Origin of the sequence: Brevundimonas sp. (assembly GCF_031412435.1) — a bacterium.
In the GTDB taxonomy this organism is placed as follows: Bacteria; Pseudomonadota; Alphaproteobacteria; order Caulobacterales; family Caulobacteraceae; genus Brevundimonas.
In genome coordinates, this window is record NZ_JANODA010000071.1 from 17,488 (window position 1) to 28,233 (window position 10,746).

Annotated in this window: 12 protein-coding genes and 1 tRNA gene; 3 read left to right on the forward strand and 10 right to left on the reverse strand. The window is 68.3% G+C overall.

Annotation, left to right across the window (positions count from 1 at the left end):
- Window positions 1-247: 247 nt before the first annotated feature.
- Together RMO01_RS13635 and RMO01_RS13640 are read left to right on the forward strand one after the other, a co-directional pair.
- Window positions 248-1,201, forward strand: coding sequence for an IS110 family transposase (locus tag RMO01_RS13635; protein ID WP_309629603.1), 954 nt, complete (start codon window positions 248-250; stop codon window positions 1,199-1,201).
- A gap of 96 nt (window positions 1,202-1,297) precedes the next feature.
- Complete coding sequence (locus RMO01_RS13640) at window positions 1,298-1,729, forward strand: DUF488 domain-containing protein (protein WP_309629604.1); 432 nt, start codon at window positions 1,298-1,300, stop codon at window positions 1,727-1,729.
- Here the strand turns inward: RMO01_RS13640 and RMO01_RS13645 are convergent.
- The 3 genes from RMO01_RS13645 to RMO01_RS13655 form a co-directional block, all read right to left on the reverse strand.
- Window positions 1,726-3,684 carry a M1 family metallopeptidase gene (locus RMO01_RS13645; RefSeq protein ID WP_309629605.1) on the reverse strand — a complete coding sequence of 653 codons (1,959 nt, stop codon included), beginning with the start codon at window positions 3,682-3,684 and terminating at the stop codon, window positions 1,726-1,728. The genes RMO01_RS13640 and RMO01_RS13645 overlap by 4 nt on opposite strands.
- 78 nt (window positions 3,685-3,762) lie before the next feature.
- Entirely contained in the window at window positions 3,763-5,013 is a 1,251-nt protein-coding gene (locus RMO01_RS13650) for a multidrug effflux MFS transporter (protein WP_309629606.1), read from the reverse strand.
- Window positions 5,014-5,101: 88 nt separating this feature from the next.
- Window positions 5,102-5,419, reverse strand: a complete 318-nt coding sequence (locus tag RMO01_RS13655; RefSeq protein ID WP_309629607.1) for a hypothetical protein — start codon at window positions 5,417-5,419, stop codon at window positions 5,102-5,104.
- 134 nt (window positions 5,420-5,553) lie between these two features.
- Between RMO01_RS13655 and RMO01_RS13660 the strand changes: the two genes are divergently transcribed.
- On the forward strand, window positions 5,554-6,921 hold the full coding sequence (locus RMO01_RS13660) for a DUF6880 family protein (protein ID WP_309629608.1): 1,368 nt from the start codon (window positions 5,554-5,556) through the stop codon (window positions 6,919-6,921).
- Between the two features lie 170 nt (window positions 6,922-7,091).
- On the opposite strand, the gene RMO01_RS13665 is transcribed toward RMO01_RS13660, so the two are convergent.
- The 7 genes from RMO01_RS13665 to RMO01_RS13695 form a co-directional block, all read right to left on the reverse strand.
- Window positions 7,092-7,176, reverse strand: a tRNA-Leu gene (locus RMO01_RS13665).
- A gap of 274 nt (window positions 7,177-7,450) precedes the next feature.
- Complete coding sequence (locus RMO01_RS13670) at window positions 7,451-7,639, reverse strand: hypothetical protein (protein ID WP_309629609.1); 189 nt, start codon at window positions 7,637-7,639, stop codon at window positions 7,451-7,453.
- Between the two features lie 25 nt (window positions 7,640-7,664).
- Window positions 7,665-8,228 (reverse strand): hypothetical protein, encoded by a 564-nt coding sequence (locus RMO01_RS13675; protein ID WP_309629610.1) that lies wholly within the window; start codon window positions 8,226-8,228, stop codon window positions 7,665-7,667.
- Window positions 8,225-8,785 (reverse strand): glycosyl hydrolase 108 family protein, encoded by a 561-nt coding sequence (locus RMO01_RS13680; protein WP_309629611.1) that lies wholly within the window; start codon window positions 8,783-8,785, stop codon window positions 8,225-8,227. The genes RMO01_RS13675 and RMO01_RS13680 overlap by 4 nt, the downstream gene beginning before the upstream one ends.
- Window positions 8,786-8,840: 55 nt before the next feature.
- Entirely contained in the window at window positions 8,841-9,176 is a 336-nt protein-coding gene (locus RMO01_RS13685; protein ID WP_309629612.1) for a hypothetical protein, read from the reverse strand.
- The gene (locus RMO01_RS13690; protein WP_309629613.1) at window positions 9,173-9,529 is read right to left on the reverse strand and encodes a hypothetical protein; all 357 of its coding nucleotides are present in this window, start codon (window positions 9,527-9,529) and stop codon (window positions 9,173-9,175) included. The genes RMO01_RS13685 and RMO01_RS13690 overlap by 4 nt, the downstream gene beginning before the upstream one ends.
- Window positions 9,530-9,645: 116 nt before the next feature.
- Complete coding sequence (locus RMO01_RS13695; RefSeq protein WP_309629614.1) at window positions 9,646-10,470, reverse strand: tyrosine-type recombinase/integrase; 825 nt, start codon at window positions 10,468-10,470, stop codon at window positions 9,646-9,648.
- Window positions 10,471-10,746 lie beyond the last annotated feature (276 nt).

Genomic DNA, 10,746 nt, shown 5'->3' on the forward strand with positions numbered 1-10,746 from the left:
AGCGCGTTGCAACTGTCCGCTGATACCCACTACACGCCGGGGATCACCCCTTGTGTGTTGGCGAATGTGTATTCTGGGTCTGTCTTCCGGGACGTCCGCCTGGCGTTCGCGCGCCAGGCGGACTGTCGGCGGAGGGGCCGATGACCCCTGAGCCTTTTGGGCTGTGGGTGAGCTGGGCCGCCGCCGACGTTTCACTGACCCGGATGGTTGCAGGGACGCTTGGGTCCGTATCCACAAGGCGGGGTCGATGGAACAGAGTAAGACTATCACAGCTGTGGCCGGCGTCGATGTCGGCAAGCGCTGGCTCGATGCAGCGGTGAACGGCGGCGAGGCGGGCGCGCGGTTTGCCAACGATCGCAAGGGCATAGGCGAACTGATCGTCTGGCTGAAGGTGCGGGAGGTCGGGCGGGTCGGTATGGAAGCCACCGGCGGATACGAGCGCGAGGTCCGTCAGGCCTGCGCGGCGGCCGGGCTGGAAGTGGTCGTCCACCAGCCTGCCGAGGTCCGGTTGTTCGCTCGCCTCAAACGGCTGCGCGCCAAGACCGACGCTATCGACGCCCGGCTGATCGCCGCCGCCACGGCCCAGGTCGATACGGTCCGGGCCGCCGCCGATCCGCGGCTGGCCGAACTGGCCGAACGCCTGACCGCCTACGAGCAGATCGTCGATCAGGCCGCCGGGCTGAAGACCTTTCTGGAGCAGGTGCGGCTCAAGGACCTGACCCAGACCCTCAAGCGCCAGATCGCGACGCTGGAAAGGCTGAAGGCCCGGCTCTGCGCCGACATCCTCGCCCGCATCAGGGCACAGCCGGACCTCAGGGCCCGCTTCGACCTCCTGACCAGCCTGCCCGGTGTCGGCCCGATCGTGGCCATGAGCCTGCTGATCCGCATGCCCGAACTCGGGGCCATGAAGCGCGGCCAGCCCGCCGCCCTCGTCGGCGTCGCCCCCTTCGACCGTCAGTCCGGGCAGTTCAAAGGCAAGACCCCCATCGGCGGCGGCCGACGACGCCCGCGTCGCATGCTCTACCTCGCGGCCCTCGCAGCCAAACGTTTCGACCCCGGCTTCAAGGCCTTCGCAACGCGACTGGCCGGCACCGGAAAGCCTCCAAAGCTCGTCATAGTCGCCGTCATGCGAAAGCTCGTCGAGGCCGCAAACCTCATCCTCGCCAGAGGCCAACCATGGGCCAAAGCCAAACCCGCCTGAACATGGTTGCTCACCCGATTGCGCCAGGACGACGGCTGCGCAGCCGCACGCGAGCTCCCTCTCCCGCAAGGGGAGAGGGGCGCCCATATCTCACCCATGAAACTCTTCACCATCGGATACGAGGGCGCGACGCAGCCGGAGGTGATCGCCCGGCTGAAAGCGGCCGGCGTCGAGACCCTGGTCGATGTGCGCGCAGTGGCGGCGTCGCGGCGGGCGGGGTTCTCCAAGACCATTCTGGGCGAAAGCCTGAAGGCCGAAGGAATCGACTATCTGCATCTTCGAGCGCTGGGCACGCCCAAGGCCGGGCGTGATGCGGCGAAGAAGGGCTACATCCGCGAGATGCGGGCGATCTTCGCCGATCATCTGGCCGAACCGGCGTCACAGCTGCAGCTGGCGCAGCTGAAGGCGCTGGCCGGCGAGAAACGGGTGGCCATGCTGTGTTTCGAGGCGGACCACGCGGGGTGTCACCGGGCGGTTCTGGCGGAACAACTGGCCGCCGAGGACGGGTTCGAGGTGGTGAACCTCTAGCCCGCGACCGGAGACGGAACGCCCACCACCCCGTCCACCGAGCCGGTGGTCACCGGGTGATACCCCGGTCGCGCCTGGGCGTAGACGCGCGTCGCGATCGGACGGCCCCAGTCGCCCTGGCCCCACAGCGACGTGTAGAGCGGCAGGACGAATTTGCGGCGGCCCTGGGAGGTCAGGAATCGCTCCAGCGTCGGCACGGCCGGCTGGTAGCGGTGGGCGACGGCGATCTGGAGCCATTGGAACAGGACCTCGGCATTGCCCTCGGCGCGCAGGTTCAGGGTGGTTTCGAGGTCGGCGAGCTGGGTAGGCGTCAGCCACGGGCGGGCTGCGGCGGCGCCGTCCGGACGCCAGGCGAGGAAATGCTGGCGCTCCTGGGTCGACCAGCCGCTCCACGGGATGGCCGAGGCCGGGCCCCTGTCGGCGAAGAAGGCGTCGGCGGCCGTATCGACGGCTGTCAGGGCGGTGGAAACCGGAGCCTGGGCGTTCGACGGCAAGCCGGGCTGGTAGACCCAGTTGTCGAGCTGCAGCTCACGCTCGAGGGCGGAATCGTCACGCACCAGGTTGGCGCGGATATCGACGAGGAAGCCCGCGGCCGTCATCGGCCGGAAGGCGTTGCGCTCGAAATAGCCCTTCAGCCAGGCGTCGAACCGTTCGCGGCCGACGATGCGCTCGATGGTGCGCAGGAAGGCGGCGCCCTTTTCGTAGGGGATGTCGTTCAGGCCCTCGTCAGGGTCGCGGTTTTCAAGGTCGCTGTGCAGGCGGGTGTCGAGCGGCGGCATGTCGGCGAGCGACGACTGCAGGTCGTTCCAGCCAAGGACCTGAAGCATCAGGGCGCGGTCGCGGCCGTAGACCGCCTCCATGATCCGGTTCTCGAAATATGTGGTCGTACCCTCGTTGAGCCAGATGTCGGCCCAGGTGGCGTTGGTGACGAGGTTGCCTGACCAGCTGTGCGCCAGTTCGTGGGCGACGAGCGAGACCAGCGACCTGTCGCCCGCGACGATGGTCGGGGTGGCGAAGGTCAGGCGCGGGTTCTCCATCCCGCCGAACGGGAAGGACGGCGGCAGGATCAGCAGGTCATAGCGGCCCCAGCGGTAGGGGCCGTAGAGGGCCTCGGCCGCGTCGACCAGCTGGCGCATCTCGGAGAACTCGTTGCGGGCGGCCTCCAGACGGCCGGGCTCGGTCCAGACGCCGACGCCTTCGCCGACCGAGGCGAAGTCGAGGTCGCCGACCGCCAGTGCGATCAGATAGGGCGGGACCGGATTGGTCATGCGGAAGCGATAGGAATGCAGGCCGTCGGCGGCGCGTTCGCCATCGGGGGTCAGCATCTCGGCCGACATGACGGCGGTCAGGGCTTCCGGCACCGTGATCTTCGCCGAATAGGTCTGGCGGATGCCGGGGCTGTCCTGGGTCGGGACCCAGGTGCGGGTCAGGATGGCCTGGCCCTGGCTGAACAGGAAGGGCTGCTGGCCGCCGGCGGTCTGGGCCGGGGTCAGCCACTGCAGGGCCGCGGCGTCCGGACGGGTGGAATAGGTCACCACGATCTTCTGGACCTTGCCGGCCTCGAAGGCGGGGGTGGTGACGGTCAGGGACTGGCCCTTGATCGGATCCTCGGCGCCCAGGGCGAACTGGAGCGGATTGCCCCTGTCGTCTGCGACGGAGCGGATCTCCAGGTTCCTGACGTCGAGGACGACCTGGGTCGCGCCGGGCTCGCCGGTCACGTCGAGCGCAGCCGTGCCGCTGAGAGTCCTTGCGGCGAAGTCGGCGACGAGGTCCAGATCGACGTGTTTGACCCGGGCGATCGCGGGCTGGGCCCAGGAGTGGATGTCGCGTTCGTAGATCACCGGGGCCGTGGCCGAGGCCGGCAGGGGCGGCATGTCGGACTTCGTATCCGCCTGACCGCAGGCGGCGAGCAGGGCGAGGGTGGAAGCCATCACGGCGAGGCGGGCGCGAGACATCGAGGCGTACTCCGAAACGGTTCGGCGCGGAGGGAGCCCTGAAAGCGTGGCGAGATCAAGGGGGCTGACGCCCGTCGCCTATTCGGCCGGGACGGGGACGCGATTGCGCGCCACGAACAGCTTGCCGCGTTCGGCCAGCAGGACGAATCCCAGGGCGGCGATGCCGCAGGCTGTGATGCCCAGCGTCATCGGAACGACCGTGCCATTGAACGACTGGCCGATGGCGAAGCCGATCAGGGAGCCGATGATGGTCGAGATGAATCCCTGGGCCGAGGAGGCGGTGCCGGCGATATGGCCCATGGGCTCCATCGCCATGGCCCCGAAGTTTCCGGCCAGCAGGCCGAAGCAGAACATGGTGCAGGCCTGAAGGATGCCGAAGGTCCAGATGGTCTCGTGACCGCTGAGGGTGACCATCAGGTGGATCGCGCCGAAGGTGATGAAGCCGAGCAAGGCTGTATGGCCGATCATTCGCGAGCCCAGCTTCTCGACCAGTTTCGCATTGACGACCGAGGCGATGGCGATGCCGCCGGCGATCAGGGCGAAGACGGTGGTGAACAGGCCCGGCGCCTCGAACACATCGAAGAAAATCTGCTGCGACGAGTTGATGAAGGCGAACAGGGCGCCCGTGATCGCCGTCATGGCCAGGGTGTAGCCGATGGAGATGCGGTTGGTGAGCGCTTCCTTGAAGGCCAGAGCAATCCGCGTCGCCTGGATCGGCAGCCGATCCCGGGGGTGCAGGGTCTCGGGCAGGCGGATGCCGGCCCAGATCATCAGGGCGACGCCGGCGAAGGCGAGGACGCCGAAGATCGCCTCCCACGGCGCGACCAGCAGGATGGCCTGACCCAGTGAGGGGGCGATGACGGGGACGCCGAGGAAGACGAGGAAGCTGAGGCTCATGACCCGGGCCATGGTCCGGCCCGAGAACCGGTCCCGGACGATCGAGACGGCCAGAACCCGTGTGGCGGCCGAGCCCATGCCCTGGCCGATCCTGGCCAGGATCAGGGTCTCGAACGTCGGGGCCAGCATGGCCAGCAGGCTGAAGGCGACATAGACGCCGACGCCGATCATCAGGATCGGCTTCCTGCCGAACCGGTCTGCGAGCGGGCCGTAGACGATCTGCATCGCGCCGAAGCCGAGCAGATAGGCGGTGATGACCCATTGGCGGCTGTTCTCGTTGGTGACTCCCAGCGCGTTCCCGATGTCGGGCAGGGCCGGCAGCATGGAATCGATGGCCAGGGCGTTCAGCGCCATCATCAGGGCGATCATGCAGACGAACTCGGGGAAGCCCGGGCCTTTGGGCTTGGCGCTGTCGTCTGTGGCTGAGGTCATTGGGCCCAGATGAGCCTTGCGAGGCTCCGTCGCAACCGCCCGGCCTGTAACTTTTCGCAACTGCGAGATGACGGGGGCGACGCCGTCGTTACGGCATGAACTGGATGGTGCGGGCGAATCTGTGGTCCGCCGTGGACCGGTCCGTGGTCGCGTCCGCCATCAGGGCGATGGCGGCATCACCGAAGCCCATGCCGGGATGGGTCTCTTCCATAACGGCGCATTCACCGACGCGGCCGTCGGCGAAGGCTGTGCATTCCAGGGTCACCGCCACGCTCTGCAGCATCGGCGCCGGAGCGGGTTCGATCGCCATGGCCGGGGCCGGCTCGACGAGAGACGCGCGGGTCAGCGTGGACTGGCCCAGCGAGGGGTCGGCGAACAGAGCGAGGGCAAGGGTGAGGGCGATCATGGGACTGGCCTGTTGGACTGCCGGATTAATGATCGACGAACCGGAGCGTTCCAGGCTGTGCGGCGGAGGACATCGGACCTATCGCTGATGTGACCCGTTCGGCACACTGACCGACCCTGACAACAAGGCGAACCATGGCGAAACGACCGGCGACGGCGAAGAAGACCCTGTCGGCGGCGAACCTGAAGGCGCTGGGGGACGGGCGGCTGGCAGACCTGTTGATGGAGATGGCCGGCGAGGACGCCGGCTGGAAGCGGCGTCTGCGGATGGAGTTGGCGGCCGAGGTTGGGGCGGCGGATCTGGCGCTGGAGATCGACAAGCGGCTGAACACCCTGGCGGGGAGCCGCACGCGGGTGTCGTGGCGAAAACGACCGGAGCTGCTGGCCGACCTGGCGACCCTGCGGCGGATCATCGTCGAGAAGCTGGCGGCCATGGACGCGCGACTGGGGCTGGACCGGCTGGTGGCGTGGTTCGACCTCTATCCGGGGCTGGCGTCCCGGGTGAAGGACCCGAAGGGCGAACTGGCCCTGTTGTTCGACGGATCCTCGACGGAGCTGGCGGCCACGGCGTCGCTGGCGGGGCCCGAGGTCGCGGCGCCGATCCTGATCGAGGCGCTGAACACGCGGCTGTCGGAATGGGGAGCGTGGATCGGGCGCGGGGCGGCGGGGCTGAGCGCGCCTCTGGCGCGGGCGCTGCTGGTCGGGATCACCGAGGGCCGGCCGAAGCCCACCGGGCGGCTGGCGCTGGTGGTACGGAAACTGGCGGACCGGGCGGGGGATCTGGACACGTGGATCGCGGCCTTGCCGGACGAGGATCGTGTGAAGCCTGAGATCGGCGCCGAGATCGCGCGGCGGCTGGCCGAAGCGGGACGGGCGGCCGAGGCGCGCGCGGCGCTGGAGGCGTCACGGCTTGTGATGAAGGAGGGATCGCGCTGGGGACGACGTGAACCCGAACCGCCGCCGCCGCCGCCGGAAAGCTGGCTGACCGCCGAGGTCGCCGTGCTGGAGGCCGAGGGGGATACGAAGGGCGCCTCGGACGCGCGCTGGATGCTGTTCGAACGGACCCTGGCCGAGGCCCCGTTGCGGGCCGAGATCGCGAAGCTGGCCGACTTCGAGGATGTCGTCGCCCTGGACCGCGCCTTAGCGCACGCGGCGGCCTATCCCGATGCGACGGCGGGGCTGAGGTTCCTGATGAACTGGCCGGCGCTGCGCGAGGCGGGGGAGATGGTCGTGGCCCGGGCCGGCGACTTGCGCGGCTCGGCCGACGAGGTGCCGTTGTGGGCGTCGCGACTGGAGGGGCGGCATCCGGCGGCGGCGCTGGTGTTGCTCAGGGCGCGAGCGGTGGCGTTGACCCGGCTGGCGCTAAGCCGCGGCGGCGAGGAGGTCGAGCATCTGGTCCAGCAGGCTGCGGCGCTGGCCGCCCAGATCGGCGACGACGGGCAGGAAGGATTCCTGCTGGCGCTGGAGGAGGCGGCGCGGCCGGTCAGGCGGGGGTGGCGCTGAAAGGTGGTGCCCCCGGTCGGACTCGAACCGACACTCCTCGCGGAACCGGATTTTGAGCCCGGCGCGACCTGTTACAAATCAACAGGTTAGTCCGCTTGCGGCGCTCTTGCGGCGCTGGCGCGATCGTCGGAGCGCTCGGGACGCTCCGGGAAATGTCGGGAAAAGCGCGCTGGTGCCCCCTCCCGGACTCGAACCGGGACGCCTTGCGGCGGGGGATTTTGAGTCCCCTGCGTCTACCAATTTCGCCAAAGGGGCGCGCGGCGATCCTCTTAGCCGAAGCGATCCTCAACGCAAGCAGCCTGTGTCACGGAGATGCGAACCCGGTTCGCATGCCGGACTGCCCGGAATCCGGCCCAGAAACGCGAAAAGACCCCCGGGCCGCCCGCGCGAAGCGAGCGGCCCGGGGGCTTGAGTACGGCGGGAGGGCCGCCGATCGGGAGGTCGAGCGAGCCTGGCGACCGATCGCGGCAGGCTCGGGAGGTCGCGGATCCAGAACGGGTCCGGCCTTGGCGATCACTGCGAAGGGCGATCAGTCGTCAGGCGGCGGTCGCTGGATCGGCGGGGCCGTCGCAGGGCAGGACAGCCTCGCATCCGCGATCACGGAACCGAGAAGATCCTCGCGGGCGAAGCGCTGGGCGACGTAGTCGAGCCCCTCCGGACTTCCCTGCAGCGTCGCGCCCTGGGGAAGGGCGACGGCCGTCGGCAGGGGAGCGAGCAACTCGGGAGGGCATACGGTCCGTGTCTCAACGCGGGTCGCGATGACCGGCTGAGGCGGGACCTCCTGAGGCCTGGCCGCCGGCGAGCTGGCGCATGCAGCCAGCGTCGCAGACGATAAGGCCAGAAGGATCGCGAGGCGCAGCGTCGATTGCGGCTTGAGCATTGGCGTAACTCCGGGCTTGAGAAGCGCCTCGGGCCTGCGCCCGGGCGATGGCGGCCGATTGGCCGGACTGGAGGTCGAAGATCTCGCGATCCCGATCGAGGATCGTATCGAGCCCCACGTTCTGGGCGGCCGTCAGTTCATGGATCCGGGCGTCGCAGTTGAGCGGCGCGGCCCAGCGCTGAGGATCGGAATCGAGTCGACCGATCCGGGAGACGCAGGCCTCGGCCTTCGCGGCGGCCGTCAGCTGATCGACGATCGGGGCGGGACACCGCTCGCCCTTCTGGCGGCCAAGATCGCCGGCGGCGATGGCCTGACAGTCAGCCAGTCGCTCCGATCGGGCGAACGTCCGCTGCAGTTCACCCGCGACGATCAGAACCAGGCCGAAGGCGACCAGGCCGCCGAGGACTTTCCATGCGAGCCGGGTCATGCGGCCAGCTCCACAACGGGGACCGTCGCCCAGACCGTGGCGAGATGCTCGACCTCGGCCAGGCGGCGCAGCCAGCCTTTGCCGAATGTGTCGAAGGTCGATAGCGAGCGATAGAACTCCTCGCGGATCTCGCTCAGTCGATCGACGAGACGGTCGGGCCGCATTGCAGCGACGGCGGCCTCCGTCTTTCGACCGATGACCCCATCCTCGGTCACGCCGGCGGCGCGCTGCAGATAGCGGATCGCGCGCTTCGTGCCCGAGTTCACGGCCAGGTCGAAGATCATGTAATCGACGCCGGCGGGCAGACGATCGCAGCGCGCCTTGAGCCAGTAGCCGTCATAGTAGACCGGCGCGGCCGTCGCGGGGGTCAGGAGGCGCAGATCGGCCGCGTCGACGTCGCCGTCGCCGTCCAGATCCAGGCGCCAGGCCTTTGCGGTCCCGAGGGTGATCCCGAGGTTCGTGACGCCGCCGGGATCGCGCGGATGGTTCACATAGCCGCCCTCATGACGCAGCAGGAAGGGTAAGGCGCGCTCGAAGCGCGCCCGTTCGGTGAGCATGGTCAGTCTCCAGATTTCGAAGGGTTGCGCGGGGAGGCGCTTGGAGGGCCGCCGACTAGCGGCGGGTGCGCGCGATCGTGGTCACGATCTCCGGGCCACGATCGCCGGCGAGGAAAGGCGGGGTGTGACGCTGAGCGCGCTGGGCGAGCCTGCGGCCGTATGTGAATACGACCAGGGCGAGGATCCCGCCGAGAAAGATCAGATCGCCCATGCCGACGTTACCGGCGCTGAGCCGGGGATGCGCCGCCATCAACAGACCTGAGGCGATGGCGGACAGGGCCAGGCGCTCGCCTTTGGGCGCCGACGCCCAATCAAACAGGGCGACCAGGACCACGATCGAGACGATCGAGATCGCCAGGACGCCGCAGAGGGACAGGAACAGAAGGGTCATGCCGGACCTACCTTTACCTTGAGCAAGCTCAGGGGATCGCCGGCGAGCTTCTCCAGCCAGCCGAGGAGCTTCGGCAAGCAGCCCATGGCGCAGAGTCCCGTGAGGAACTGGATCGCTTTCGTGATGGATCCGTGGAGATCGCCAGGCCAGAACAGGTCGCAGATCGCGCAGATAGCGGGCGCGATGAACATGGCGGACAGAAGCCCCGCCATCACAGCGACGACGCGACCACGACGGGTCAGTTTTTCGACGAACGCGAGCGAAAAGACTGCGCCCGCAAAGCCTGGCGCAAATGCGACCAGCTTCGCGAACGCAGCCGCGATCGCGGGTTCGTTAAGGTGGGATTGGCCCACAGTGCGGCCTCCTCATGTCTCGGGTGATGCAAATGGTCGGGACCGCCTCTGGGACGGCTTCTGATTGGAGCCGAGGCTCCGAACCCGCGCCGCTGAGTGGCGCGGGTATGGGGTCGTCAGAACTGGTCGCGATGATGCTGGGCGTCGAACATGTCCCGGACAGTGCGGCCGGCATCGATCGTGTGAGTGTAGGTTTCCAGGAAGATGCTCGACGTTTTCCAGCCGCCGGCGTCCATGGCGACCCGGACGCTGACGCCGCCGTTCAAAGCATTCGTCGCGAAGGCATGTCGTCCGGCGCGGTGCGCGGACTTGTAGGGAAGCCCCGCCCGACTGCAGACCGCCCGCATCCTCTCATTGACGGAGAACCGCGAGGTGTAGCGGAACACGCGATCGTCCGGGCCCGGGTCGAGGTCCCGGATCCGCTCGGCCAGATGCTCAGGCAAATGGCGCAGGCTGTTGATCTCCGTCTTTGTCTTCACCAGCAACGCCGTCCGGCGACGAAGATCGACGTCCCGGCCGAGCAGGGCGACCGCCTCGGAAATCCTCGCACCGGTCAGGTTCATGAACAGGACGCAGGCGGCCAGGTGTGGAAGTCCGTCAGCGTCGCACTGCTCGACGAACCGCTCCATCCAGCGTCGGCTGGCCGGAAGCTCACCGCGAGGCTTCGGGGCCCGGAACGGCCGGATCCTCGCCGGCATGCGCCAGCCCAACTCATGGGCGTGATAGAGGACGGCGCGAGCCGGCGTCAGGAACTGGCGATTGCGGGTCGCGGGAGCCGCTTGAGGATAGGCCGCCTCGGCCGCCTGACGCACCGCAAGCGGCGTGATCGCCTCGACGGCCTGAGGCCCGAACCAGGCGACGACGATCGGAAGGAAGCGGCCGGACCCGCCATGCTGGAGATAGCTTTCGGCGGCTTCTGAGAAGGAATGCGAACTGGACATTTCCGTCAGGGATCACCCCTGAAACAGCCGTCCAAAACATTTCATTTCTCAGGAGATCGCCGCGCCCTGAGACGCGAGGAAAACCAGCGGAGCGTTCAACTTGCAGCCTTGGCGGGCGGCTGGAGACCCCCTCAGATGATGGACGGGAGTGGGGGTCAGACCGGCGTCAGGGTCGTCGCCCCGCTGATCGTCTGGGTGACAGTCAGCGCCCCTCTCGTCACGGTCACCGACGTCGATCCGTTGAGCGGCGTGACCGTGAAGGTGTTGGCGTCCAGA